The 26,011-nt window shown below is 69.7% G+C and carries 23 protein-coding genes; 8 read left to right on the top strand and 15 right to left on the bottom strand.

From position 1 onward, the window contains the following. Nucleotides 1–69: 69 nt before the first annotated feature. Nucleotides 70–390, bottom strand: coding sequence for a cupin domain-containing protein (locus OHB49_RS39725; protein ID WP_329165787.1), 321 nt, complete (start codon nucleotides 388–390; stop codon nucleotides 70–72). A gap of 77 nt (nucleotides 391–467) precedes the next feature. On the opposite strand from OHB49_RS39725, the gene OHB49_RS39730 reads away from it, so the two are divergent. Both OHB49_RS39730 and OHB49_RS39735 read left to right on the top strand, forming a co-directional pair. Continuing rightward, entirely contained in the window at nucleotides 468–1,130 is a 663-nt protein-coding gene (locus tag OHB49_RS39730; protein ID WP_329165788.1) for a TIGR03619 family F420-dependent LLM class oxidoreductase, read from the top strand. After that, on the top strand, nucleotides 1,114–1,431 hold the full coding sequence (locus tag OHB49_RS39735) for a hypothetical protein (RefSeq protein ID WP_329165790.1): 318 nt from the start codon (nucleotides 1,114–1,116) through the stop codon (nucleotides 1,429–1,431). The genes OHB49_RS39730 and OHB49_RS39735 overlap by 17 nt, the downstream gene beginning before the upstream one ends. A gap of 356 nt (nucleotides 1,432–1,787) precedes the next feature. Here OHB49_RS39735 and OHB49_RS39740 read toward each other — a convergent pair whose 3' ends face one another. Then, nucleotides 1,788–2,753 (bottom strand): TDT family transporter, encoded by a 966-nt coding sequence (locus OHB49_RS39740; protein ID WP_329165791.1) that lies wholly within the window; start codon nucleotides 2,751–2,753, stop codon nucleotides 1,788–1,790. A 472-nt stretch (nucleotides 2,754–3,225) separates the two neighbouring features. On the opposite strand from OHB49_RS39740, the gene OHB49_RS39745 reads away from it, so the two are divergent. Continuing rightward, complete coding sequence (locus tag OHB49_RS39745) at nucleotides 3,226–3,870, top strand: HD domain-containing protein (protein WP_030975284.1); 645 nt, start codon at nucleotides 3,226–3,228, stop codon at nucleotides 3,868–3,870. Nucleotides 3,871–3,893: 23 nt separating this feature from the next. Next, nucleotides 3,894–4,847: a GlxA family transcriptional regulator gene (locus OHB49_RS39750; RefSeq protein WP_329165793.1), complete on the top strand. Its 954-nt coding sequence runs from the start codon at nucleotides 3,894–3,896 to the stop codon at nucleotides 4,845–4,847. Between the two features lie 289 nt (nucleotides 4,848–5,136). Here the strand turns inward: OHB49_RS39750 and OHB49_RS39755 are convergent, their stop codons facing one another. The 8 genes from OHB49_RS39755 to OHB49_RS39790 all read right to left on the bottom strand — a co-directional run bounded on the left by OHB49_RS39755 (nucleotide 5,137) and on the right by OHB49_RS39790 (nucleotide 13,836). Then, nucleotides 5,137–6,279, bottom strand: a complete 1,143-nt coding sequence (locus OHB49_RS39755; protein WP_329165794.1) for an FAD-dependent oxidoreductase — start codon at nucleotides 6,277–6,279, stop codon at nucleotides 5,137–5,139. A 234-nt stretch (nucleotides 6,280–6,513) separates the two neighbouring features. Then, a complete protein-coding gene (locus OHB49_RS39760; RefSeq protein ID WP_329165796.1) occupies nucleotides 6,514–7,209 on the bottom strand; it encodes a TetR/AcrR family transcriptional regulator in 696 nt (231 codons plus the stop codon). Nucleotides 7,210–7,763: 554 nt separating this feature from the next. Then, complete coding sequence (locus OHB49_RS39765; RefSeq protein WP_329165797.1) at nucleotides 7,764–8,732, bottom strand: glycosyltransferase family 2 protein; 969 nt, start codon at nucleotides 8,730–8,732, stop codon at nucleotides 7,764–7,766. 137 nt (nucleotides 8,733–8,869) lie between these two features. Continuing rightward, nucleotides 8,870–9,256: a hypothetical protein gene (locus OHB49_RS39770; protein ID WP_329165798.1), complete on the bottom strand. Its 387-nt coding sequence runs from the start codon at nucleotides 9,254–9,256 to the stop codon at nucleotides 8,870–8,872. 162 nt (nucleotides 9,257–9,418) lie between these two features. Continuing rightward, on the bottom strand, nucleotides 9,419–11,791 hold the full coding sequence (locus OHB49_RS39775) for a glycosyltransferase (protein ID WP_329165799.1): 2,373 nt from the start codon (nucleotides 11,789–11,791) through the stop codon (nucleotides 9,419–9,421). A 190-nt stretch (nucleotides 11,792–11,981) separates the two neighbouring features. After that, nucleotides 11,982–12,107 (bottom strand): hypothetical protein, encoded by a 126-nt coding sequence (locus tag OHB49_RS39780; RefSeq protein WP_329165800.1) that lies wholly within the window; start codon nucleotides 12,105–12,107, stop codon nucleotides 11,982–11,984. 160 nt (nucleotides 12,108–12,267) lie between these two features. Beyond that, nucleotides 12,268–13,077, bottom strand: coding sequence for a DUF427 domain-containing protein (locus OHB49_RS39785; protein ID WP_329165801.1), 810 nt, complete (start codon nucleotides 13,075–13,077; stop codon nucleotides 12,268–12,270). Nucleotides 13,078–13,224: 147 nt separating this feature from the next. Further along, complete coding sequence (locus tag OHB49_RS39790; RefSeq protein ID WP_329165803.1) at nucleotides 13,225–13,836, bottom strand: TetR/AcrR family transcriptional regulator; 612 nt, start codon at nucleotides 13,834–13,836, stop codon at nucleotides 13,225–13,227. Between the two features lie 215 nt (nucleotides 13,837–14,051). Between OHB49_RS39790 and OHB49_RS39795 the strand changes: the two genes are divergently transcribed. From OHB49_RS39795 to OHB49_RS39810, 4 genes are all read left to right on the top strand, one after another. Then, nucleotides 14,052–14,825, top strand: a complete 774-nt coding sequence (locus OHB49_RS39795) for an SDR family NAD(P)-dependent oxidoreductase (RefSeq protein ID WP_030975301.1) — start codon at nucleotides 14,052–14,054, stop codon at nucleotides 14,823–14,825. 103 nt (nucleotides 14,826–14,928) lie between these two features. Beyond that, entirely contained in the window at nucleotides 14,929–15,816 is an 888-nt protein-coding gene (locus OHB49_RS39800; RefSeq protein ID WP_329165804.1) for an oxygenase MpaB family protein, read from the top strand. Between the two features lie 27 nt (nucleotides 15,817–15,843). Then, nucleotides 15,844–18,132: a serine/threonine-protein kinase gene (locus OHB49_RS39805; protein ID WP_329165805.1), complete on the top strand. Its 2,289-nt coding sequence runs from the start codon at nucleotides 15,844–15,846 to the stop codon at nucleotides 18,130–18,132. Between the two features lie 60 nt (nucleotides 18,133–18,192). Next, entirely contained in the window at nucleotides 18,193–19,737 is a 1,545-nt protein-coding gene (locus OHB49_RS39810) for a phytoene desaturase family protein (RefSeq protein WP_030975307.1), read from the top strand. A gap of 21 nt (nucleotides 19,738–19,758) precedes the next feature. Here the strand turns inward: OHB49_RS39810 and OHB49_RS39815 are convergent, their stop codons facing one another. The 5 genes from OHB49_RS39815 to OHB49_RS39835 all read right to left on the bottom strand — a co-directional run bounded on the left by OHB49_RS39815 (nucleotide 19,759) and on the right by OHB49_RS39835 (nucleotide 26,011). Further along, on the bottom strand, nucleotides 19,759–20,733 hold the full coding sequence (locus OHB49_RS39815; protein ID WP_329165806.1) for an acetylxylan esterase: 975 nt from the start codon (nucleotides 20,731–20,733) through the stop codon (nucleotides 19,759–19,761). Between the two features lie 4 nt (nucleotides 20,734–20,737). Next, nucleotides 20,738–23,146, bottom strand: coding sequence for a polysaccharide lyase 8 family protein (locus tag OHB49_RS39820; protein ID WP_329165807.1), 2,409 nt, complete (start codon nucleotides 23,144–23,146; stop codon nucleotides 20,738–20,740). A gap of 11 nt (nucleotides 23,147–23,157) precedes the next feature. Then, nucleotides 23,158–24,219, bottom strand: coding sequence for an SGNH/GDSL hydrolase family protein (locus OHB49_RS39825; protein WP_443079615.1), 1,062 nt, complete (start codon nucleotides 24,217–24,219; stop codon nucleotides 23,158–23,160). An 86-nt stretch (nucleotides 24,220–24,305) separates the two neighbouring features. After that, entirely contained in the window at nucleotides 24,306–25,385 is a 1,080-nt protein-coding gene (locus OHB49_RS39830) for a right-handed parallel beta-helix repeat-containing protein (protein WP_329165809.1), read from the bottom strand. Further along, nucleotides 25,382–26,011 (bottom strand): YesL family protein, encoded by a 630-nt coding sequence (locus tag OHB49_RS39835; RefSeq protein WP_329165810.1) that lies wholly within the window; start codon nucleotides 26,009–26,011, stop codon nucleotides 25,382–25,384. The genes OHB49_RS39830 and OHB49_RS39835 overlap by 4 nt, the downstream gene beginning before the upstream one ends.

Below are 26,011 nucleotides of genomic sequence, written 5' to 3' on the forward strand. Positions count from 1 at the left end.
GGGTTTGTAGTTGGTGCGAAAGCTGCGGCGGGCGCGGTACCGGTGACGTCGGCCGGATACAGGGAAAGGTCACGGCCTTTCGACGCGGGTGAGGATGATCGCATAGCGGCACTCGGCATCGCTGGTGTTGGCGAAGACGTGCGGGACGGGTTCGTCGACGTCGATCGAGTCGCCCGGGTTGAGTTCGTGCACTGCATCGCCTTCGTGGAAGGTCAGCCGGCCGTCGAGTACCCAGACGGCCTCCCGTTGGAAGGCCAGGGATGCTGCCGGATACGGCACGCGGCCCGGTGATCTGGCGACGACGATATCCGGTGGCAGGATCGTGCCATTCCGTGGCGTCGGCCATCCGGTGTCCGAGTAGATTCCCGGCGGCATACGGCCGCGGCGCATTACCGGCCGCGTCCTGGTATCGCTGACTCGTCGGGACTGCGATCTCTGACAACCCGATTCCACCTGTTGGAGGACCTATGGAACTCGGTCTGGCACTGCCCACCGCCGGGCCGCAGACCTCGCCGGAGACGATCGTCAAGGTCGCCAAGGAGGCCGAACGGCTCGGCTACGCCGCCTTGTGGACGTTCGAACGCCTGCTCCGCCCGATTGACAAGGTCGTGCTGTGGACGGGGCGTGAACCCGAGATGGTGCCGGAGTTCTACGGCTCGACATACGAGCCGCTGGAGACGCTGAGCCATATCGCCGCCGTGACCGAGCGGATCAAGCTTGGCACCGCGGTCCTGGTGGCGCCGCTGCACGTACCCGTGATGCTCGCCCGCCGGCTCGCCACCCTGGACCGGGTCAGCGGCGGTCGGGTCATTGCCGGCCTGGGACAGGGGTGGCAGCACAACGAGTTCGAGACGGCGAACGTGTCGATCGGCCGCAAGGGCGCCCGCACGGAGGAATTCATCGCGGCGATGCGGGCCGCGTGGGGCCCGGACCCGGTCCGGCACGAAGGCGAGTTCTACCGGATCGCGCCGTCGCAGGTGAACCCCAAGCCGTTCCGGGCCCGCATTCCGGTGCTGCTGGCCGCGAATGCGCCGGCCGCCGTCAAGCGCGCACGGACGGATCGCGGACGGCCTGATCCCGATCGCCTCTTCGGCGCAGGAACTGCGCGACATCGTGTCCACGCTCCATGACGCCGCCCGGGAGACGGGCCGCGACCCCGGGGACCTCATGGTGGTCAACCAGGTGCCCTGGCCGACCCCGGTCACCCGTGAGCCGATCGGGGAAGGCCGGCCCTTCCTCGGCGGATCGCCCCGGCAGATCGCCGAGGACCTCATGGCCGCCCGCGAGAGTGGTGTGACCCAGGTGTACCTCGCCGGCGGCCAGGGCCTCGGGCTCGACGTGGGCCTACAGGCCGCCGACGTGGACCAATGGCTCGGGCTGCTCGGTGAGGTGATCGAGGCGGCCGACCGCCTCGGCGTCCTCGCGCCGTGAGGATCGGCATGCAGCGGGCGCCGACGCCCACCGGACCGACTTCCGGTCTCAGCGCCTCAAAGCCCCCTCAGCGCGCGAGCGGGCAGCGACGGCTGCTGTCATCGGGGGCTGTCACGTTGCTCAAGAAGGGACTTCCGACTCCCAGGCGCCAATTCTCAGCTGCTCGCTTTCTCGCTCTCCGGCCACAGCGTCGGCCGCATGCGTGAGGTCGCCGGCCGACGTGCCGTAGTCGAAGGTCTGGTGGCGGCAGGAGCCTGGGGAGGCAATCAAGCCTCCTGTTCGATATCGGCATGACCCCTCGGCGCTCGGCGGCCGGCGCGAGGGCATGAGACCGCGCCGGTTCGAACGCATCGAAGTCATGGGCGCACAGCGGGCGGCTTGGGAAGAAGCTGGCGGCGGCCCAGAGCAATCAGCGTGCGCAAGGCGATTGCGCCGATGAGCGCGGTGACCGCAGCAAGCACGAGGTAGGTGTAGGCGAGGTGACCCGCGGGGCGGCCGGTCTCGATCCAGTGCAGTGCCACGGTGCAGACCGCGGCCCAGGAGAACGTGAACGCCCACGTGCTGGGTGTGAACTTGAGGGGGAGGAACAGCGGCAGCAGGCGCAGTTGCGCCAGAACCATCAGCAGTCCGTACCCGGCCAGTCCGGCGGCGAAGATGTCGAGGCCGCCGTTGATAGCGAAATAGGCCAGTGATGCCACTGCGGCCGGTGCCACCTCAATGGCGAGCGTCGGCAGGAGCGGCGCCGGCAGGGACGGACGAAACAGCAACCGGGTCAGGATCATCGAGCCAAGAATGAGCCAGCAAATCAGCCCGAGTCCGAACATGACTTCAGCCAATCGCTGTTGTCCGACATCGGCCGCCGAAGCAGCAGCGATCAGGCCGCCTGCGACAGTGGGCAGAAAGTACCCCGGGTGCAAATGGTCCAGTTCAAGCGGGCCGTAGACCCACTGTCCAGTGAACCATCCGCCGAGCAGCACGGTCAGCACGAGGAAGACGTCGACCACGATCTTCCCTGCGTTCGCGGCATGCGGAGCGAGGCCCTGGGCGGCCAGGATCATGGGGGTGATCAGGGCAAGCGAGGCAAATGGCCCGGCAACAGCGTCCGTCAGGTCGGCTTTCAGCCGCCCGGCGCCGGCTCCCACGTACCGCAGATAGCCGACAACGGTAGCCAGCCACACCAGTGCTGCGATGACCAGCAGGACAACTCCCACCGTGTCGGGCGCATGGCCCTGCTGGGCGGCGGTCAACCACGTCTCGGCCAGACCGGCCAGGCCGAAGGACATGCCGAAGAAGTTGAGCGGGATTCGAGGGGCTAGCATCATCGACTCCTTCGGTGCCGACTGCGGCACCCGTTTCCACCAAGACCGCCCCACACGCCCACTCCACACTGCAGCAGCGCAAAGTACCGAACCGGAGCACGTACATTGGAGGCGGTGGTGCGACGAACTGGCGGGCGTGACACGCCGCGCCTGACTCTTCTTCGAGGGTTTTCGATCTTCGTCGCACCTCCGCCGCCGACCTGACCACGGTCCAGGCCGAGTGCCCGCGACCGACCACTGCCGCGGGTGCGAATATACGTAGCCGCGCAGCGCGATGCGCATCGCTCCGCAGAGCTGTCCGTGCCCGCCCACGACGCCATGGCCGGATCCACCGGATGAGCCCGCCTGACGGCCTTCTTGCTGGATGTCTGTATCTGTGGGCTGTATGGCCTCGTGGCCATGGCGGAGTCGTGGCTTGGTTCGGAGACTGGAGGTGCGCCGGAAGTGCCGGCGGACGAAGAAGCAGGTGGTAGCGGTGGCGAACGACTTTTCCGCGGCTGGAGTGCAGGTCCCGGATTCAAAACTGGCGGGTGAGGCGACTCAGCTCGTCCGGGACACTACGAATGATCTCATCTACGATCACTCGCGGCGGGTGTACTTCTTCGGCAGCCTTCAAGGCCGCAACCGGGATCTCAGCTTTGACCCGGAGCTGCTCTATGTCGCGGCGATGTTCCATGACCTTGGGTTGGGCGAGCCGTTCCACGACAGTGGGCGCCGGTTCGAGGTGGACGGGGCCGACGAGGCCCGACGCTTCCTGCAGGCAAGGAGCGTGCCCGAGGACAGCATTCGCCGTGTGTGGACCGCTATCGCCCTGCACACCACTCCGGGCGTCCCGGAGTTCATGGAGCCGGAAGTAGCTCTGGTGACGGCGGGCGTGGAGACCGACGTGCTGGGCATCGGTTATGACGAGATTTCAGAGGCGGAGCGTTCCGCAGTGGTGGCTCTGCATCCCCGCCCCGACTTCAAGCGCCGCATTCTGGACGCCTTCACCGAGGGCGTGCGGCCCAAGCCGGAAACCACCTTCGGTAACGTCAAGGCCGATGTCCTCGCCCACTATGTGCCTGGCTTCGAGCGTGGTGACTTCGTCCGCACCATCCTGGACTCCCCGTGGCCCGAGTAAGCGCAGGTCCACCGGATCGAGTGGTGGCCATCACCGCATTCGAGGGCGTGCAGTTGTTGGATGTGACCGGCCCCGCCGAGGTGTTCGGGACAGCCAACCTGTTCGGTGCCCGCTATGACGTCCGGGCAGTCTCTCCGAGCGGCGCAGACGTGCGTACCTCCTCAGGGGTACGGATCGGCGTGGACAGCGCCGCGAGGAGTCTGCCGGCGCGGCTGAGTACCGTCGTCGTGGCCGGCCGACGCGACTGGCGGCGAGCGGTCGCCGACGTCGATATCGTGGAATGCGTCACCGAGTTGGTTCACCGCTCCGACCGTGTCACCTCGGTGTGCGCTGGAGCCTTCCTGCTCGCGCACGTCGGCGTGCTGGACGGGAGACGAGCGGCCACACACTGGCGGCTGGCCGACGAACTGGCGGCAGCCTATCCGCTGGTCAGCGTGGAAACGGATCCGCTCTTCGTCAGGGACGGGCACGTCACCACCTCCGCCGGCATCACCGCAGGCATCGACCTGGCGCTCTCCTTGGTCGAGGACGACCACGGCCCCGACCTGGCACGCGAAGTAGCACGCGAACTCGTCGTATTCATGGCCCGTCCGGCGGGGCAGTCTCAGTTCAGCGTCCGCCTGACTCCGCGTGAGGCCAGGCATCCCCGGCTGCGACGGGCCATGGACACTGTCGTGGCCGACCCAGCAGCCCCGCACAGCCTGGACACACTCGCCCGGGACGTCGGCGTCAGCCCCCGCCACCTGACTCGCCTGTTTCGCGGCGAAACCGGAATGTCGCCAGGTCAGTACCTCGAATCGGCGAGGCTGGAGAGCGCTCGAGCCCTGCTTGAGGCTGGTGACGAACCCGTCGAAGCCGTAGCGAGCCAGTCCGGTTTCGGTTCTGCGGAGACCATGCGCCGCGCTTTCCACCACACGCTAGGAGTCGCACCCACCACCTACCGGGCGCGTTTCCGTTCCACCAAATCCGCTCGCTGAAGGCGCTGGTGGATTCCTTACGTGCAGAACGCATCGCGCTCCGGCCGCACATAGCTCTCATACGGAGACCGTCAGGAACAACGAGATTGTCGCGTTCTTCCTTTCGGGATGGTTGTCCAGTCGCAACAGGGCGAACGGTGTCTGATGCGGCACTCGTCGGCCCGGATGGGAGCTTTGGGTGGCTCGCAAGTGAAGGTCGTGGCCGGGCCGTATCTGAAGGATGCGCGGGTGGGGCGCGGACATGGGGATTCTCCCGGATCGGAGAGTGTGCTGGTCAGCGGCCAAACCGTCACGCACCCGCCGGGCCGGTGGTGAAGAACTCGATCGTCTTCTCCAGGCCGCCCTCGCCGAACATGGTCTCCAGGCTGCTGGCGGACTCGGCGGCGGACGCCTCGCTGCGGGGGAAGAGTGCCTCCTCGTACGCGGCCAGGCCGGCCTCGACGTCGCCTGCGTGAGCCGCGATGGCCCGGCCGAGTTCCGCGCCGTCGAGCATGGCCAGGTTGGCGCCCTCCCCGGCGAAGGGGGACATCAGGTGGGCGGCGTCGCCCAGCAGTGTCACGCCCGGCACCCGGTCCCAGCGGTGTCCGATGGGCAGGGCGTGGATGCGGCGGGGAGTGAGCGGGCCGTCGGCATCGGCGACAAGGCCACGCAGGCCCTCGTCCCAGCCCTCGAAGTGTGCGAGGACCGCCGCCTTGGCGGCTGCCGTGTCGCCGAAGTCGACCGTGTCCAGCCAGCCCTCGTCGGCCTTGAGGGCGGTGTAGACGTGGAGGCTGCCGTCGGTCTCCCGGTGGGCGAGGAAGCCGCGCTGGTCGCCGAGGCAGATGAAGAACCCGCCACCGATGGCGGCGGCGCTGCGCGGGTGGCGGCCATCTGCGTCCAGGAGGTCGGTCTCCACGAACGAGATGCCGGTGTAGGCAGGCCTGGCGTTCGAGACCAGTGGCCGGATCCGCGACCAGGCGCCGTCGGCGCCGACCAACAGGTCGGTGGTCATGGTGGAGCCGTCGGCGAAGGCCACCTCGTGGCGTCCGTCGCCCAGCGGACGCGCGCCGGTCACCTTGCTGCCCCAGCGGATCATGTCGCCCGGCAGGGAGTTCAGCAGCAGGTCGCGCAGATCGCCCCGGTCCACCTCGGGGCGGTCACCGCTGTCGTCGTCCTCCTTGGAGACGTGGACAGTGCCGTCGGCGCCAACAAGGCGCATGGCCTGGCCGCCCTCGTGGATGATCTTGCAGAAGTCGTCGTAAAGGCCGGCGGCATGCAGTGCTTTCTGGCCGTTCTCCTCATGGATGTCGAGCATGCCGCCCTGCGTGCGGGCCTCCGCGGACGCCTCCAGCTCGAAGAGCGTCGCCTCGATGCCGGCCGTGTGCAGGACCCGGGCGGCGGTGAGGCCGCCGAGACCTCCGCCGATGATCGCGATGGGGTAGTGGGTGCTCATGAGGGCCTCCGAAAGGGTGTGCGGGCGTGCAGGAAGCGGACCACTGGGAAGGGTGTGGGGGTGGGCACCCCCCGGTCCGCCACGGGGCGGCGAGCCAACGGCTACGTCGGAGTGGGTCCCGACCGAACACTTTGACTCTAACGAACATGTTCGTTGCGAACAAGTTCGCCAGCGCGCACGTGATCGGCCCGGCGGGACGCGGACGCGCCTGCCGGGCCGCCGGTGAAAGGCGCCTCAGCCCCCAGCGCCGCGGACGGGTGTGTGCGTGATGCCGTTCACGAGTACGTCGAAGCTCCAGCGCGTGCGGTCCCTGACGGAGCCGCTGAGCAGAGCGGGCATGTGCGCCTTGATCGCCGGGTGGGAGGTCTCGTCCACGGCGTGCAGCGCCCGGGTGAGTGCGTTCCAGTCGTCCTCGGCCGCGGGGTCGTGCTCCCGTGTCGACTGCTCGGCGGCGGTGGCCGTGGCGTCTTGGAGCAGCTTGTCGACCCCCCAGGCGACCTGCTCGCGGGATGCTCCGCTGCGGGACAGCAGATCCAGGATGCGCTCCACCAGCCGCAGGTAGTTCTCGCCGTTGGGTCGCGCCACAAGAGCCGACCTGGCGAGCTGCGGATGCTCGAACAGCACGAGGGTGTAGGACGTCAGCACGGCCAGGAGCTGGTCACGCCAGCCGTTCCCGGCTCCTTCGCCGGCCAGGTCGACATCCCCCAACAGGGCGTCCAGCACGGCCGCGTGCAATTCGGCGGTGTTGGCCACGTAGACGTAAAGCGAGGCCGGACCGGTGTCCAGTTCCTGAGCCAGGCGGCGCATGGTGACCTTCTCCAGCCCCTCGGCGCGCATGACCCGCACGGCGGTGTCCACGATCCACCGCTGGGAAAGGGCGGGCTTGGCTGGACGCTCCCGGCGACTGATCGGCTCTCTTCTCGCAGTCATACCGGGATCGTAACGAACGCGTTCGGCGTGTGGGGCCGTCCGGTGCCCGCTTCGGGTGCCGACGCAGACGACGCCGCGCGTCCCACCCGTTGCCGCTACCGGACGCGAAATCGGCACCGGTTCTACGGGGCCCCTTCTCGCGCAGGTGGACCAGGGTGAGCAGAGCCTGCTGACAGCAACCGAGCTTGAGCCACAGGATTTGAGTTCACGTCCTTGGGCGCAGATGAGCCAGGAGACGTACTCAATGACATCGTGCGGGACATCGAGCATGGCTCGATACGGTTGCTCACCGCTCCGGACCACTGCGCACGGCCGGGGCTTCGGCTCCGAGGTCGGATGCTCCCGTGGGGCCGACATATACGGGCGCGATCGTGTACCGAAGCGCCATGTATCTCTCTGAATTTTGCCCTGTACGTGCTGAACCTCATTGGCATCACTGCGGGTCAGGGGCGTCAGCAGGTGCCGGCTATGAATCATGGCCACACCGGTGGTGACCAGGATTCGGCGGTTCAGGGGACGAGGGCGGCTTCTGGCCACCGCCCTCGACGCGGCTGTCAAACGGTGGAAGCCGTCGGGGCGGGACCCCTCTCCTGGGGAATCGGGCCGGCGGTGCCGTTGTGAGCGGCCAGCGCCTTCTCCAGTCGCTTGATGTGGTAGTACTGCACCCGCGTGGTGCGCTGCAGGGCCATGACTGCCGTGAGGAACTGATCCATCTCGGCGGCTCGGGTGAGGATGTCGTCGGGCACGTGCTCGTCGTGCAGGCCGGCTTCCGCGTCCTGGCTGAGGACGGCTTGCGCCCAGCCACGGGTGATCGGCTTGAACAGGCCTGGGTGGTTGGCGACGATGCGCGCGCGGATGGCCAGGTCGTTCTCGGCGGCTTCCAGGTGCAATCCGGTGTCCTTGTTGCGGGCCCCGAAGAGTGCCTCATGGGTGTGGTGGGCATCGAAGCCGTGCTCGACGCAGCCGATCCAGAAGTCCCAGTCCTCTCCGGCCCGCATGCTCTCGTCGTACCCGCCCACGGTCTGCCAGGCGACACGGCGGTACAGCGAGCAGTAGAACATGATCAGTCGCTGGAGCAGCAGTTCTCTGCTGTAGGCGGGGAGGGGCATCGCCTGCGGGGGCAGGTCGTCGTCGGTGAAGGTGAACACATCGGTCGAGGCGATGGCGATGCCGGGGTCGCTGTCCAGTACTCCGACGGTCTTCTCCAGCATGGTGGCCGCGATCACGTCGTCGGCGTCCAGCGGAAGGATGTAGCGGCCGGTACTGGCCTCGATCCCGGTGTTGCGGGCGGCGGAGACCCCGGCATTGGGCTGCTGGAGCAGCCTGATGCGCCGGTCGCGGTGGCGGGCGATCAGGCCCTGGGTCACCTCGACCGTGTCGTCGGTGCTGCCGTCGTCGACGATGACGAGTTCCCAGTCGCGGAACGTCTGGGCAAGGACGCTGGACACCGCCTCGGGAAGATAGCGGGCGTAGTCATGACAGGGGATGACCACCGAGACCACAGGGTCGGAACCGTGGGGCATGCGTCGTCTTTCGCTTCGGAACGGGAAGGAGATGGATTCAGGGGGGATACGGCTGGTCGGACGGATTCCGGCATGTCGGGTGGCGCCCCCCCGGCGTTCGAGAGCCACCCGCCGGGCCGGACCCGCTGGACCACGTCCTAGCTGTGCTGCTGTTGGAACCAGGGGGAGTAGTTGTCGTAGTCGTCGTATCCGTGCTGGTGGTGGTGCCCGTAGTAACAGACGGTCAGGTTGCCCACCGGCGTGCTGTACTGGCCGTAATCGGTAACGGTCATGTTGCCCACGGGGGTGCAGCACCGGTGGCCGTAGTCGGTGATCGTGACGTTGCCCATCGGCGTGCAGGGGTGTACGGATCCGGGGGTGAGGGTGACGTCGCCCATCGGCTGTTCCTGGTACCCGTACTTCGCCGACGTTGTCAGCGTGTCCGAACCGGCGGTGGCGGCGTAGGCGGCCTCCGCGGTGTTGAGCAGTCCGGCGGTGGCCAGCGCCGCGGGGAGCGCCAGGGAGGTGATGACACGGGCCTTCACAGTGGGGCCCTTTCTCTCGGGGGGTGGGGGAGCTGCCCGGTCATGCCGGCGAACTTCACGGCGGGGCAGTAGCGTTACCGTAGGATTTGCATACATAACGTGTCAAAACGATTACTCCTTGTTGCGTAATGGCTGTGTCGGCGTCTCTGCGGCCCCTGTTGGTCAGGCAAGGGACGTGGCCCCGGCGTGCGCAGGCTCCGGGACGTGGTGCGGGTGCACGACTTCCAGGTCCGGCAACGCCCAGCAGGCGGTGCCCATGTCCCGTGCCATCGCGGCCAGGCCCTCGGTCTCGATGAGGTGCAGATAGGGGAAGGGCGGGAAGATCAGGCCGTCGCGGTGCAGGTCGGCGCGGACCAGCAATGCGGTGCCGCCGACCGAATCGACGCGGACGAGTCCCTGTCCGCGCAACTCGTCGAGGTACGTCCGACCGAACCCCTTGGGGGGCTGGAGGATGCCGTCGCGAAGCCATTGGGACCAGTTGAGCGTGCCGGCTCTGGGCTGAAGGACGAAGGTGTTGAGGTCGTACGTGGGCCCACCGGGCGCGGCGGCACAGTGCGGGACGACGATGTCCTTACGCGTGCCGAGCAGGCGCTGGACGAGGTCGGCCGGATAGTCGGTGACATCGACGTCGAGCCATAGCACCCACTCCTCGTCGACGAGGGCCCGGGAGAGCAACTGGTTGCGCACCTTGGCCAGCACGGATCGGCGTCGGCGCTGGATGCCGGCCTCCCAACGGGGCCCGGCCAACTGGAGGCCGAAGTCACGGCGTACGAGGGTGACCCGCCGGTACTCCGCCTCGAGGCGGGGCAGGACATGCTGGAGCAGTTCCGGTGTCGTGTCCTTGCTGTCGCCCTCCAGAAGTCCCAGCGAGATCGCCTCGCGCGGGTAGTCCAGGGCGCGAAGGCTGTCCAGATAGCCGGGCAGGAACGCGGAGGCGTCCTTGAGGGGGGTGAGCACCAGCACCAGGGGCCGCTCACCAGCCGGGGCCGCGGCGGGCTCCACGACCGCCTGTGGTCGCCCGGAGGTTCGAGTGGCGGCGGGGCCGGTCTCGGCGTGGGCGATGTCCCCCGGCTCGATCGGCAGCCGGGTCGCCATGGCCAGCAACCGTTCGGCGTAAGCGCCGGGTTCGGCCCAGATCTCGGTCGCCACCGCGAAGTGCTCCGCGAAATGGGACTCGTTGAACGTGTTGTTCCCATGGCACACATACGTGTACAGCTCGGGCGCGTCGATCGATACGACCCGGCAGCTCCGGACCACCCCTTCCGCTACCGGGGTGTCCTCGCCGCGGCGTTGCGCCGGGTAGCGCGGGAGCCGGTCCTTCGCGCACACCATCGACCCTTCCCAGACCCGCGCACAGGAGACCGCGAGCTTGCGGCGGGCGGGCCACCACAACCGCTCGCGGGCGAGGAAGCACGCCTCGGCGCCGAGCGCGAGAATCGCGGCCATCTGCGTCTCGACCCGCTCCGGGTCATACAGGTCGTCGTCGTCCCACTGGCACACGTAGGGCCCGGTGGCCCGGTCCACCGCCTCATTGCGCAGTTCGCCCAACGTCCGCCCCTCCGGGGGGAGCCGGTGATGGCGGATCCGAGGGTCGCCCAGGTCGCGGATGTGCTGTGCGAGGGCGTCATCGGTGCCGTCCTCCACCACGACCAGTTCCAGGTTCGGGTAGGTCTGGGTGAGGAAGCATCTGATCGCACGTCGCGCCGTCGCCGAGCGGTCCTTGGTCACCATCAGACAGGACACCGTCGGCGCGGGCGCGCCCGAGGCCCAGCGGCGGCGCTGCGCGTCGAGGCTCATCGAGCCGTCGGCGACCGGTTGCATCTCCTGGCTCACCCAGAACGGGAACCGTTTGCCGGCCGAATTCCGTGGCGTCCCGGAGGTGTTGTACGCCCAGCTGCCCGACCAGTGGTGTACGGCGTACGCACGGTCGTAGTCGGCTTCCTGCGGCCCGAACAGCTCTGTCGCGTACGGGCTCACCTCGGGGTACAGGATCTCCGCTTCGAGAACCGTGATCGACTCAGGCTCCGGGGCGCTCTCGACCGCTCTGGTGAGGAAGAACGGCCCTGTCACGTCCAGAGTGCTGGGCAGCTTGTGGGTGGCAACCATCTGGCGGTGTACATGGGCCCAGAACGGGTGGCCCGGCCGTGACGCGATGAACGCGTTGCCGACGATGCGGTCGAATCCGCGTTGGCGGGCCAGCAGTAGCCGGGTGTGCGCGTCGGGCTCGCAGCCGAGGACGAGATCGTGCCCGTCCAGGATTTCGGTGACCGGCTTCCGGCACTCGAAATCCAGATCCACATAGAGGCCGCCGAAATGGTCGAGCAGGAAATAGCGAATTGCGTCGGCCCGCATGATCGCTTCGGGATAGCCGTCGTAGACCGGCAGGAACCACGGATAGTGCTCCTGGAGGAATGCGCGGTTGTCCGCGTCGGTCCACAATCGGTAGCCCCAGCCGGGATGCTGGATGCGCCAGGAATCGGCCCATTTCTGCCATTCCGGGGGTACGTCCGTGTCTTTCCAGGTCTGGTGAATCAAGGCAGGAATTCTAATATGCGCAACCATTTGCGCAGTATGCCGGTCGGCCTGGCCGACGGGATTTACGGTAGGACCCGGCGGGAGAATATTCACCCGGGCGGCCCACCCACTGGGGCCCCGGCGTATGACCGGCGCCCACGTGGGCGATGTGGGCGAGTGTCAACGGGAAACCCGGTCCGGCGCTCCGGTCTCAGGCCGGGGCGGTCAGGGAGGCGGCGGCTGTCTCCTTGAGGACGTCGAGCAGGTGTCGCAGGCCCGGGCGGCCGGTGGTGCCGGTGCGGCTGGCGGTGTCGATCGTCCGGGTGACGGGCTGCATCAGCGGGTGCAGGCTCAGTGGTGCGTTCGCCTCATGCAGGGCAGGCGGGGCACGAGCGCGACTCCGGCTCCGGCGGCCGCGAGCGAGGTCAGCACGGAGGAGTCGCTGCTGCGGACCCGGATGCCGGGGACGAATCCGGCGGCGGCGCGTTCGGCGGCGATCAGCTTGTTGACCGGTGTTCCTGCTCCCAGAGGGCTCTGGTGACGGCGGCAGGCCGTGGAAGAAGTTGCCCGTCGAGGTAGAGGTCCACGTGTTCGTTGTAGAAGGCGACCAATCCGGCGACGGGCATTACCTGCCGGGTCGGGAAGTCGTACGCCCAGGCGAGGTCGGGGTAGGTGGCCGTGTCGGTTGTGACAGACCAGTAACCGCTGGTCCTGCCTTTATAGGGGCAGTCGGTGACGGTGTCGGTGGGCTGCATGCGTGTCCAGTCGATGCGCACGCGGTCGAGGTAGTAGCGCGTCGGGAGGCCTGTCTCCAGCACCATCACCGAGGACGGCGCGTCGGCGAGCACGGCTCCGTCGAGCATGACGCGGACACTGCGGCTCGACCGCAGCGCGTCGACGCGGGTGTAGGGGCTGCGAGGGTGGACGAAGACCTGCTCGTCCTCCTCGAACCATGTGTCGAGGGCCTCCCAGCGGAAGCTGACGGAGCCGGAGATGGCGGGTGGAGCGTCGTCAGCCCATTCCCAGGCCGCGCCCGAGCGGGTGAGCGAGCCCAGTCGGAGGGTGTGGCGGCGCGCCGTGCCGATCCGTAGTGCCACGTTTCGGCCCTCGTCGAGGAGCACCCCGTCCCGGATGTCCGCCCGAGGGATGCAGTACTGCGGGTAGCCCGGCCACAGCCACACATATCGCGCTCGCACGGTGTCGAGGACGGGAAGGTTTGCCGCGTAGCCGCGGATGCGGCGCGGAACAGGCTCGACATGGCCGACCGGGACGATCATTTCCGGGTAGTCCGGTGTGTACTGCGTCATGATGCGTGTCCTCGTGGCGGTTCATGCCGTCTCTGCGGGGCCAGAGACGCTGAACAGCCCATCGGCACCAGGCAATCACGGGGGCGGCTGTCGAGCATCTTGGCCTGGCCTGCCGAGTAGGGCATCCGGCCGGGCTCCTCGTGATGATCAGCAATGGACCCGCGCCACAGGTGTCTCGTCCCGGCGCAGGGCATTGAGCGCCTGGTCGAGGGAGGTCTCGAGGTAGGTCAGGGAGTCGGTGGCCTGGAGCAGGGTTGCGCCGCCGGTGACAGCGGTCAGAACGGCCGTTGCCGCTGCGTCGGCATCCAGGTCCGCGTCTGCCTCGCCCGAGTCCTTCAAGGCCTGTACGCCTTCGGAGAGATGGGCGTGCCAGCGGTCGTACAGCCGCGTGATGATGCCCTGCGTGGCCGGCCGGGCGACGTCGAGTTGGGCGGTGAGCGCGGACAGTGGGCAGCCGGCGCGCTGGGCGTCGTACTTCTCGATCACGCGGTCGCGCCAGTCCTGCCACTTCTGCCAGTTGGTGAGGTCGCCGAGCATCGGCTGCTGGTCGGCGAGGACCTGTTCGGCCTCGTACTCGGCCACTGCGAGAAGCAGGTCGGACTTGCCCTGCGGGAAGTAGTGGAACAGCTGGCTCTTGCTGGTGGAGGTGGTGGCGCGGATGTCGTCGAGGCTGACTCCGGCGACGCCGTGGTCGCGGATCAGGGCTGCCGCGCCGGTGATGATGCGCTGACGGGTGGCGGCTCCACGGGTGGTGAGCACGATGTCGGTGACCTCCTTGCCGGCCCACCTTCCGGGAGGCGTCGAGGGTGACCAGGCTAACTCCATTGGACTTGACAGTCCAGTTTCGTGGGTTCACATTGGACCTCGCAGTCCACTCTGGACCTCGCGGTCCACTTTGCCGCTTTGCGGCAGCCCGGACCAGTTCATCCCGCGCGCCGCGACGACGCCGCACCGACGAGAAGAGACACCGCATCATGGGTACTCGCCTGCAACACAAGACCGCTCTGGTCACCGGAGCCACCAGCAACATCGGACGTGCGATCGCCGAGGCATACGCCGCCGAGGGGGCACATGTCGCCGTCTCCGGCCGGAACCACGAGCGCGGACAGGAGGTCGTCGACGGCATCCGGGCCGCCGGTGGGCGCGCCGACTTCGTCGCCGCCGACCTCGACGGCAGTGCGGCGGCCTCCCGGGCCCTCGCCGACGAGGCGACCCGGGTGCTCGGCGGGCGGGTCGACATCCTGGTCAACAACGCCGGCATCTACCCCGGCTCGACCACCCCGGCCACGGACGAGAAGACGTTCGACCAGGTCTATGCCGTCAACGTCAAGGCGCCCTTCTTCCTGACCGCCGCCCTCGCCCCCGCCATGGCCGAGGCGGGCGGCGGCGCGATCGTCAACCTCGGATCGTGGATCGCCCGCCTCGGTATTCCCGTCGGAGCCCTCTACAGCTCCAGCAAGGGAGCGGTGGAGACACTGACCCGGGCGTGGGCCGCCGAGTTCGGCCCGTCCGGCGTGCGGGTCAACGCGATCTCGCCCGGTGTGGTGCGCACGCCCGCCCCGGACGAGACCGAGGCGCACCCCGGCGACATCATGATGAAGGGCACTCCGGCCGGCGGGGTCGGCAGCCCCGAGTCCATCGCACAGGCGGCGGTGTACCTGGCCGGCGACGAGGCGGCGTTCGTCCACGGAACCGTGCTCGACGTCGACGGCGGCCGGGTCGGCGTGGCGGTCATCGCCGGGATGTGACCGATCAGGAGCCGGAACGTGGAGCATCAGCCCGGTACCAGCGCATCCTGTGGGTGCAGACGTCATATGTAGGGACGCGGCCGAGCGGGAGGTAGGAGCAGACATGGCGCACGCCGATCCGGGGCTCTTCGGACCCGAAACCGTCACCTGGCAGCTGCACGGCGACCCGATGATGTGGATCGCCGGCGTGCGCGCCCTGTACCTGCAGGCCCTGCACCCCCGCGCCGTCCGCGGAGTCATGCAGAACTCCGACTTCCGCAAGGACGCGTGGGGACGGCTGATGCGCACGGCCGGCTTCGTCGGCACCATCACCTACGGCACCACGGAAGCCGCCGAGAAGGCGGGCGGCCGGGTCCGCAGGATCCACCGGCTCCTCAAGGCCACCGACCCGGCGACCGGCGAGACGTACGGTGTCGACGAACCGGAACTGCTGCTGTGGGTGCACTGCGCCGAGGTCGACTCCTACCTTCAGGTGCAGCTCCGCTCCGGCCAGTCCCTCACCGCCGTGCAGGCCGACCGCTACATCGACGAACACCGCACGAGCGCCCGACTGGTGGGCCTCGCCCCCGACGACGTACCCGCGACCACCGCCCAGCTCGCCGCCTACTTCGACCGGGTGCGGCCCGAACTCGCCGCGGGGGCCGAGGCACTCGACGTCGACGACTTCCTCCGCCGTCCGCCCGTTCACGCCCTGCTGATCCCGGCGCGCGAACTGCTGTGGCGGCGCGTCGCAGCACTGGCCTACCAGTCACTGCCCCCGTACGCGCATGACCTCTACGGCAGGCCCGCGCCACCCCTGCGCACCGTCGACCGGCGCCTGCGTGCCACCGGAACCGCCCTGCGCTGCATCCCGTCGCGGCTGCGCTGGCAACTCCCGCCCGGCCACATCGTGCAGGCGATGGAACGACTCGGCGCCGGTAGCCGCCCCGCCCCCTCCAAACTCCGTGACGCGGCAGCCATACTGGACGGGCCGGGGAGGGCGCAGCAGTAGGCGAAGCAACGGGGGCGACAGCACGCGATGGCGGAAACCAGGCTGATCCAGAGCCGGTACCGGCTGCTCGATGTGATCGGGCGCGGGGGCATGGGCGAGGTGTGGCGCGCCCGCGACGAGTCGCTCGGCCGCCACGTGGCCGTCAAATGTCTCAAGCCGATGGGGCCCCAGCACGATCAGTCGTTCACTCGGATCCTGCGCGAACGGTTCCGCCGCGAGGCCCGGGTGGCCGCCGCCCTCCAGCACCGAGGCGTCACCGTCGTCCATGACTTCGGCGAACACGACGGCGTGCTCTACCTGGTGATGGAACTCCTCGACGGCCGCAACCTCAGCCAGCTCCTGGACGACAACGAACAGCACCCGCTGCCGGTGCCCGACATCGTCGACATCGCCGAGCAGGTTGCCGACGCGCTCGGGTACACCCATCAACAGGGCATCGTGCACCGCGACCTGAAGCCCGCCAACATCATGCGGCTGACCGACGGCACGGTGAAGATCTGCGACTTCGGCATAGCCAGGCTCGGTCACGACATCGGCTTCACCTCGCGCCTCACCGGTACGGGCATCGCCATGGGTACCCCGCACTACATGTCGCCCGAACAGATCAGCGGCGGCCATGTCGACCACCGCAGCGACCTCTACTCACTGGGCTGTGTGCTGTACGAGATCGCCACCGGAGTCCCGCCGTTCGACCTCGACGACGCCTGGGCCGTCCTCGTCGGGCACCGCGACACCCAGCCCGAACCGCTGCGCACCCACCGCGCCGAACTCCCCGGCTTCTTCGACCGGGTCGTCCTGGAGCTGCTCGCCAAGACACCGGAGGAGCGGCCCGCCGACGCGGGCGACCTGCGGCAGCGGATCGCCGTCGGACGTACCGGTGAACAACGCCACCTCCCGGCGGCAGGGCATCCCCAGCCGTCGGGGCAGGTCCGGCTCGCCCCGCCGGTTCCCGTCCTACGCCCCGGCCGGCAGCCCCACGGCCCCGGGCCGCGACTGCCGTCCTGGACCCGCGGCATGACCGTCGGACACAGGGCATCCGGGGCCACGCACCTCGGCGTCGCCCCGCCCGACCACTCCGCAGGCCTGACCGGCGAATGGACCACCGGTACCGACCTGCGAGCCCTGACCGGAGGCGTCCCGCTCGCCCGGCCCGAGCGGCCCACACCCTCGCCGGAACTGCTCTCCACCCTCGCCAACCGGCACAGCGCGGGCCTCAACCTGGGCCGGCTCGGCCACTGGGAGGAGGCCGGCGAGGTGCACCGCGCGGTCGCCGCCGAACGCGAGCACGCCCTCGGTCCCGACCACCCCGACACCCTCTCCAGCCGGTTCGAGGTCGCGTTCACCCTCAGCCGCACCGGCCGCGCCGCGGACGCTCTGCGCGAGTTCGACCGGGTTGCTCAGGGCCGTGAACGGACCATGGGCCCCGACCACCCCGAGACGCTCGCCGCCCGGCAGGAGGCGGCGTACGTACTGGGCCAGCTCGGCCGCCACTTCGAGGCCCATCAGGTGTACGCCGCGGTCCTCGCCTCCAGGGAGCGGTCGATGGGCCCCGACCACCCCGACACCCTGCGCTGCCGGCACAACCTCGCGTTCAACCTCAGCAGGCTCGGGCGTCTGGAGGACTCGTACCGGATGGCCCGCGACGTGGCACACGCCCGCAGCCGGCTGCTCGGCGCCAGTCACCCCGACACCCTGGTCACCCTTTACGAAGTCGCGTACACCTTGGGCCAGTTGGGGCGCTGGTCGGACGCGCTGCAGACCTATCGGCAAGTCGCCCAGGCCCGCGCGGCGGCGCTCGGCGCGGACCATCCCGACACGCTCTCCGCACGCTACGAGGTCGGCATCAGCCTCGGCAGGCTGGGCCGCAGCGCGGAGGCCCTGGAGCTGTACCGGGCCCTCGTCGACGACCGGACCAGGGTGGGCGGCCCCGCCGACCCCGAGACGCTCCGCGCCCGCCACGGCCTCGGCGTCAATCTGGGGCGACTGGCCCGCTGGGAGGAAGCCCTCGCCGAGTCGCGCGATGTGTGCACGATCCGGGAGCGCATCCTCGGCCCCGACCACCCCGACACCCTCGTCAGCCGTCGCGAGGTCGCGGTCGGCCTGGGCTGGCTGGGCCGCTGGGCCGATGCCCTCACCGTGTACCGGACGGTCGCCGAGGCCCGCGAGCGCGTCCTCGGCGCCGACCACCCCGACGCGCTCGCCAGCCGGAACGACGAGGCGCACTGTCTCGAACAGCTCGGGCGCGGCACGGAGGCGGTCGAGCTGTACCGCAAGGTCGCGGCGCTGCGCCGGCAGCGGGGCGTCGAACCGCACTGACCAGGAACCTCCGACCCGCCGCCTCTGGTCAGAGGCGATCGTCCCGTGTTACCAAGGGCCATGCCCGCACCTGACACGTATGACGCAGTGATCGTGGGCGGCGGCCACAACGGTCTGGTCGCCGCCGCCTATCTCGCCCGCGCCGGACAGTCCGTCCTCGTCCTCGAACGCCTCGGCACGACCGGGGGAGCGGCCGTCTCGACCCGTCCCTTCGACGGAATCGACGCCCGGCTGTCGCGCTACTCGTATCTGGTGTCCCTGCTGCCGCAGAAGATCGTCCGCGATCTCGGGCTGGACTTCGCCGTACGCAAGCGGACCGTCTCCTCGTACACACCGACCGTGCGGGGCGGCCGCTCCACCGGACTGCTCGTCGGCGGGGACACCACCCGGGAGTCGTTCGCCGCGCTCACCGGGGGCGAGCGCGAGTACGCGGCCTGGCAGCGCTTCTACGGCATGACGCAGCAGGTCGCCGAGCGGGTCTTCCCGACCCTCACCGAGCCGCTGCCCAGCCGGGACGCGCTCCGCGACCGGATCGGTGACCCGGACGCCTGGCGGATGCTCTTCGAAGAACCGATCGGTGTGGCCGTCGAGGAGAACTTCGCCGACGATCTCGTACGCGGTGTCGTGCTGACCGACGCCCTGATCGGCACCTTCGCGGACGCGCACGACCCGTCCCTGCTCCAGAACCGCTGCTTCCTCTACCACGTGATCGGCGGCGGCACCGGCGACTGGGACGTCCCCGTCGGCGGCATGGGCGCGCTCACCGACGCCCTCGCGCAGGCCGCCCGGACGGCGGGCGCCGAGATCCGGGTCCGGCACGAGGCGACCCGGGTCGAGACCGACGGCACCCGGGCCGAGGTCACCGTCCGCTCACCCGACGGTGAACACCGGGTCGCCGCCCGCCGGGTCCTCGTCAACGCATCGCCGCAGGCCCTCGCCGCACTCCTCGGCGACGAGCCGCCGGCCCCAGCCGAAGGCGCCCAGCTGAAGGTCAACATGTTGCTGCGCCGACTGCCCCGGTTGCGCGACCGCTCCGTCGATCCACGCCAGGCGTTCGCCGGAACCTTCCATATCGCGGAGGGGTACGGGCAGCTGGCCGACGCCTACCGGGACGCCGCATCGGGCCGGCTGCCGACGGCGCCCCCGTCCGAGATCTACTGCCATTCACTGACCGACCCGTCGATCCTCGGTCCCGACCTCGCCGCCCGCGGCTACCAGACCCTCACTCTCTTCGGCCTGCACACGCCCGCCCGGCTCTTCGCAGCGGACAACGAGGCGACACGCGCCGCCCTCCTCAAGGCCACGCTCGCCGAACTCGACACGCATCTCGACGAGCCGATCGCCGACTGTCTGGCCGTCGACGGGAACGGCGAGCCGTGCATCGAGGCGAAGACCCCGCTGGACCTCGAACGGGATCTGCGGCTGCCCGGCGGCCATATCTTCCACCGGGATCTCGCCTTCCCGTACGCCACGGAGTCCACCGGTCGGTGGGGCGTCGAGACGGCGCACGCCAATGTGCTGCTGTGCGGGGCGGGCGCCGTGCGCGGTGGCGGGGTCAGCGGGGTTCCCGGCCACAACGCCGCGATGGCGGCACTGGGCCGGTGACCCGCACCTGCTGATCCGTACCTATTGACCGAACACGCCGCGCAGCGCGCCCAGTTTGCGCGGCAGGTCGTACTCCGCTCCGCCCTCGTGTCCGTTGTACGTGAACACCTCGATCGCGGCCGGTCCGGCGTAGCGGTGGTAGGCGGCGAACACCGTCGACGACGGGCAGATCTTGTCCATCAGGCCCACCGAGAACCACGCCGGAGCGGTCGCGCGCGCCGCGAAGTTGACCCCGTCGAAGTAGGACAGCGTCTCCATCGCCTCGTCGATCCGGAAGCGGTGCCCGGACAGCCAGCGGGCGATCTCCGCGTACGGGCCCGCGTCCGTGATCTGCGAGGCGCGCCGGTAGTGGCAGAGGAACGGCACATCGGCGACCGCCGCCACCACATCGTCGCGCAGCCCCGCAGCGGCGAGGGCGAGCCCGCCGCCCTGGCTGCCCCCGAGGACCGCGATCCGCGATGCGTCCACGGCCTCGTGCGCCTTCGCCGCATCGACGGCCCGCACCGCGTCCGTGATGAGCCGCCGGTAGTAGTGCCGGTACGGATCCTCGATGCCGCGCGTGAGGAAGCCGGGGGACGAGGAGCCGTGGCCGTCAGGGCCGATGTCCGGGGTGTCCGCGGTGTTCTTGCCCCCACCGCCCTGCCCCCGGTTGTCCATGATCAGATGCGCGTAGCCGAGGGCGCTCCAGGTCAGCCAGGAGTACGGAATGCCCCGGCCGCCGTTGTAGCCGATGTACTGCACCACGGCGGGCAGCGGCGCCGAGCGTGCTCGCGGCAGCATGAGCCATGCCTTCACCGGTTGCCCGCCCCAGCCGCGGAACGTCACATCGAAGGCGTCGACTGTCGCGAACCCGGCGTCGTAGGGGACGAACTCGGCGTCCAGCTCGTGACGGGCCGTCTCGGTGAGCGTCTTCGCCCAGAAGGCGTCGAAGTCCGCGGGCTCCTCCGGCTCCGGCCGGTACGCCCGCAGCCGCTCCAGGTCCATGTCGAACAGCACGGGTCTAGCTCCTGTTCAGGGTGAGGGTGAGGGTTGCGCCGTGGCGTTCAGCGGTGTCGGCCGTGATCCGGATGCCCGTTGCCGTGGCCGAGACGCTGACGCCCGGATCGGCGGAGACGACGGTCAGACCGCGCTGCGCGAGGTGGAGCACAACCGAGGACCGTAGCTGGGTCGGATCGGACAGGGACACCGTCACCGTCTTGCCATCGGGCCGCACCAGCACCGACGCGGGGCCGTCCGAGGTGAGGTCCTGAGCGGTGCCCGCGGTCCAGAAGTTCGCCGCGAACAGCCCGTCCGCGCACCGGCGTACCGCATGCACGGCCGTGGAATCGGCGACCAGCCTCACCGGCGGTGCGTCCGACCAGAGCCTGGTGCGTGCGGCGGACGCGGCGGGCGCCTGCAGCCAGAAGTAGCCGGCCCCGTCCGGTGCCGTTCCGTGGTCCTGCCACAGCGTCAGATAGGGGCGGGTGACGGGGGTGTCGGTGCCGTACTTCAGGTTGATCTCGCGCCAGGTCGCGGTGCGCTCCTCGCGCACGCCGTCGACCGTGGTGGCCCTGGGGAAGATGTAGCCGCCGGTCCCCGCGAGGTGCAGCCAGCGGACCCGGTCGAGCCGGTCCGACCAGCCCGCGCCGGCCGGAACTGCTGTGCCGTTGACGAGCAGAGCCGCCTGCGGGTCGCGCAGTTTGCGGTTCTCCACGACCGTCTCTGCGGTGCCCGCGTCGGCGGTGATGCCCGAGCCGACACAGGCGATCACGTCGTCCAGGCAGAACCAGCTCTTCAGACCGCGCAGCGAACTCCCGAACGCGCGCAGCTCCATGCCGTACGCGCCGAGCGTCGTTCCGGGCAGTGCCGCACCGCCCGCCCAGTCCGCCGTGCTGGTGGTGCGCTGGCCGGCCGCATCCCCGGGGCGGCCGGCGATGACGGTGGTGCCGGGCAGCCGGGCCGGGTCGACGGTCGGCCAGTAGTCCTCGCTGTAGTGCCCGAGATCGTCCGTGTAGAGCAGGACCATGCCGTCGGAGAGATGCCAGGCGTGCAGGTTCTCGTTCTGGATCGACTCGTAGTTGTAGATCCTCGAGGAGTACGCGGAGATGCCGAGCGCGAACGACGGCCGGTGGTGGGCCGCCTTGTCCATCCGCGGGTGCTGCTTGTGGGCGACCAGCGAGCCGCGCGCCGGGACGGGCGAGGCGATGATCCGCCGGGCGGCGACGAGTGTGGCCAGGTCGGTGACGGCGAGGAAGTCCCGGTAGGTGTCCTCGGCGATCCATTGCTTGACCAGCGCCGTGAACCGGTCGGCGGTGTCCCCGGGGAAGCTCGGGATGAGCCGCACCACGGCCTCGATGACCGTCTGTGCCGAGACATGCCCTTGTTTGCTGGGGCGGGCGATCTCGCGCCCGCAGACCGACGCCATCACGTCGCCGCGGGCGATCAGCGGGTCGAAGCCGTCGTCGACCCAGTGCCGGACGTTGTCGAGATCGGGGTCGGTGACCGTCCACGGCGTCCCGGCGAGCAGGTTCAGCAGCCGCGAGAGATTGCCGAGCAACTCCTTGCCGTAGCCGCCGTTGTACGGGTGTTTGTAGTGCTGGAGGAACGAGCCGTCGGAGTAGAACCCCTCGCCGGTCCCCTCCGCGGCCGCACTGGTGTCGTTGAACGCCAGCACACTGTTGGCCCCCGAACCCTCGACGTCCGAAAGAGCGTCACGGACCCGGACGAGATCGTCGACGTTGTCGCGCAGTACCGCGTTGACCGCGACGACGGTGGAGATCCACACCCGGTTGGCACCGGTCGCGATCTGCCGGTCGGCCCGCCACAGGTTCGGGTCGGGCGTGTAGTGCCGGACGGCCGTGCTGATCCGGTCCAGCCGCCCGGTACCGAGGGCGTCGTACAGCAGGACGGACGCGTCGTTGAGGGCGAGCGCGGAGCCGATCTCCCAGTCCCAGTCGTTGTCGAACCTGGTGTGCTCGGGGCCGTAACGGTTCGTCAGCATCCAGTCGATGCCGGCCAGCAGCAGATCACGCAGCGCGGTGTCGCCGTGCTGCGGGGTGCCGGGGACGGCCCACGCGGTCGCGACCGTGGCGAGGCGCTTGAACGACGTGGTGACGTGGTTGGAGAGCGTGGTACTGGTCAGATCGGGGAACAGCCCGTCGGTTCGGGTCGGGTCGAGGCCCTTGACGGACGTGGTCGCGGCTTTGCCGATCCTGGCCACCGTCGCCGCGATCTGCGGGTCCGTGAGATCGAGACCCGGGCCGCCGGTGAGGAGGGTGTGCCAGCGGGTGCGTAGCGCGGCGGCGTCACCCGCTGCGGCGGACGCGGTCCCTCCGGCGGACGTGACAGGCAGCGCGGCGGCTGCGCCGAGCGCCGCCGCCCCGGCGAGAACAGTGCGTCGGGTGGCGCCACGGGTAGTGCCTCGGTTCATGATGCGGGCCCTCACAGGAGGTGTCGGCGGTCGACGGCCGCGGCGAGCGCCGCATGGCCGGAGGGGTTGGGGTGCAGTCCGTCCCCGCTGTCGTGCGCGGGCAGCATCCGCGAGGGGCGGTCCGGGTCGCGGACCGCGGCGTCGAAGTCGGCGACGGCGTCGAAGACCCGGCCGGTGCGCACCGTCGCGTTGATCCGCTGCCGGACCGCTTCGAGCCCGGGCGTCCAGCGGGCCCAGCCTTCGAACGGCGTGATCGTCGCGCCGACGACCCGCAGCCCGGCGCCCCTGCCGCGCAGGACGAGCTGCCGGTAGCCGGCCAGGACGAGCGTGGGATCCGTCTGACCGGGCGGCTGCTGAAGATCGTTGACCCCGAGATGTACGAACACGGTCCGCAGTCCGGGCAGCGACAGCACATCGCGGTCGAAGCGGGCCTGTCCGCTCGGACCGAACCTGGCGTCGTCCAGCAGCACCCGGTTGCCGCTGATGCCGAGATTGGCGACGGCCGAGCCGGGAAGGCGTCGCGCCAACTGGTCCGGCCAGCGCAGATCGGCGTCGTCCGGGGTGCCGACACCCTCGGCTATGGAGTCGCCGAGCACCGCGATCACCGGTCCGTGCGCGTCTGTCACCTCGACGGCCGTCAGCAGGAACACGGAGGTCGTGCGGACGCCGTCGACACTGTGCGAGGCATGGGTGTTGCGGTGGAAGGAGAGCGGTCCGGTGGGGCCCGGCAGCCGGGTCTCCACGGTCAGCAGGGCCGCTTCGGTGGTACGCAGACCGGCGACCGGATCACTCGTCAGCGAGGCGCCCGCGGCGATCCACGCCCGCGGCTGCCCGCCGAAGGTCACGGCGTGCCCGCCCGCGGTCACCGGCCCGACCAGGACCGGCACGGTGCCGAAGGCATGCCCGTACCGCAGCCGGACCTGTCCGCCGGCGGACAGCCGCACGGCGGCGGTGAACGTCCCGTCGGTGAGTCCGGCGCTCGCCAATGTGTCGGTGGCGGTCGGCGCGGTCTGCGCGGCCGCCCAGGAGGTCGTCCAGCGTGAACGGCCCGCCTCGCGACTCGGCGCCGCCACGGCCTGCGGACCTGGCGCCGTCGCGGCTGCCGCGGCCAGTCCGGCCGCCGCCGTCAGTACCCCGCGTCTCGCAGGTCCCCGGCCGCTCACTGCGGGCACGCACCCGTCGGCGTGTACTCGCTGCCGTAGGTGCCGACGGCGTCGCCGCCGGTGTTGCCGCTCATCGTGTTGGTGCACACCGGTCCCTGCGGAGTGCGCATGAACTTGATGCCGCCGCCCGCGTTGCCGGTGATGGTGTTGCCGTAGACGCTGGTGTCGATACCGTCCGTCGCGGTGTCACCACCGAGCCTGATGCCCGCGCCGACGTTGTCGTGAACTGTGTTGTAGCGGAAGATGTTGCCGCTGCCGCGCGCGTCGAGACCGCCCGAACTCGAGTCCTTCTGGCCGCTGCAGTCGTTGTACTCGACGTAGTTGTTCGTCGAGTTCTCCTTCAGGTCGACGCACTCATTGCCCTGGGTGGCGATGGTGTTGTGGTGGATGCGGTTGTTCCTGCTGATGTCGGGTGCCGCGTCCGGGGCGCCGTTCGCGCCCTGCTGCTCGGGGGCGGTGCCGAGGTAGATGCCCTCACCGTTCTTGCCACCGCCGCCGAACTTGAAGTCTGCGACGCCACAGTTGGTGATGGTGTTGCCGGAGATGTCGGCGCCGGTGACGAGATAGCGCACCCGCAGGCACTCGTCGGCGGCGTTCTTCAGCGTCATATCGGTGATGTGCAGCGTGCCCACACCATTACCGGGGGTCGTGCTCATGACATAGATGAGCTTCAGGCGGTAGCCCGACACATCGGTGGACGACCCGTGCAGCCCGTCCACGGTGAAGCCGCTCAGTGTGGTCGAGTCGTGCTGCACCTGAATGATCCGGGCGTCGCCCGCCCCGTTCACCACCGCCGTCGAGGGTCCGGTGATCGTGACGCCGGCCCGCCTCGTCACCACGTCCTGCGCGTACGTACCGGCGGCGAGATGCACCACCGCGCCCGTCGGCGCCAGGTCCACTGCCTTCTGGATCGTGGCGAGCGGAGCACTCGCCGACGTCCCGGCGTCGGAGTCACTGCCCGACGGCGACACGTAGTAGGCGGTCGCCGACTCCGCCGCGACGGACGGCGGCGGGAAGGCGAGCGGAGCGCCGGCGGCGAGGGCGGCGACGAGGGCGGTGCGCAGTAAACGGCTCATGGGGTGTGCCTCCTGGGATCGGCGAAGGACAGGGCGAGCAGTACCGGAATGCTCGGGCCGAGAAGCAGTGGGCCCAGCGGTACGACGAGGGAGAGCAGCGCTGCGGAGATCACCGCGCCGAGCAGTGCCGTGCCACGGGCCGCGGACCCGAAGCCGAGCACCAGCGCAGCCCGCGACCAGGAACGGACCGTCCCCCGTGGCGAACGGCCTGCCTCGGCCGCCAGCGCCACATGGTGGATGACCGCGGCCGCCGCGATGCCCACCTGAGCGGCGAGTACCACGAACGTCCAGGGCTCCGAACGGCCCAGCAGGTGGGTGATGTTGGCGGTGAGGACGAAGGCCGCGACAGTGGACACCAGCGAGTGCAGCCACAGCTTGCGCCAGTACTGCGGGAACGCGGTGAACGCGCGGGTGAAGCAGCGGGTGTCCCCGTCGGTGCGCCACCGCTGCAGGGCGTAACCCATCGTGGCGAGCGCGGGCAGCCACGTCACGACGCCGAGGGACAGTACGGCGAACGCGGACCCAGCAGCCGCCGGGTAGGCCACGAACTCCAGCCGGCGCAGCAGTGTCGGCCACCCGGACGAGGCGGCGGCCCGCTGTTCCGGGGGCGGGAGTGTTGCCTGCAT

It is taken from the genome of Streptomyces sp. NBC_01717, from assembly GCF_036248255.1.
Classification (GTDB): Bacteria; Actinomycetota; Actinomycetes; order Streptomycetales; family Streptomycetaceae; genus Streptomyces.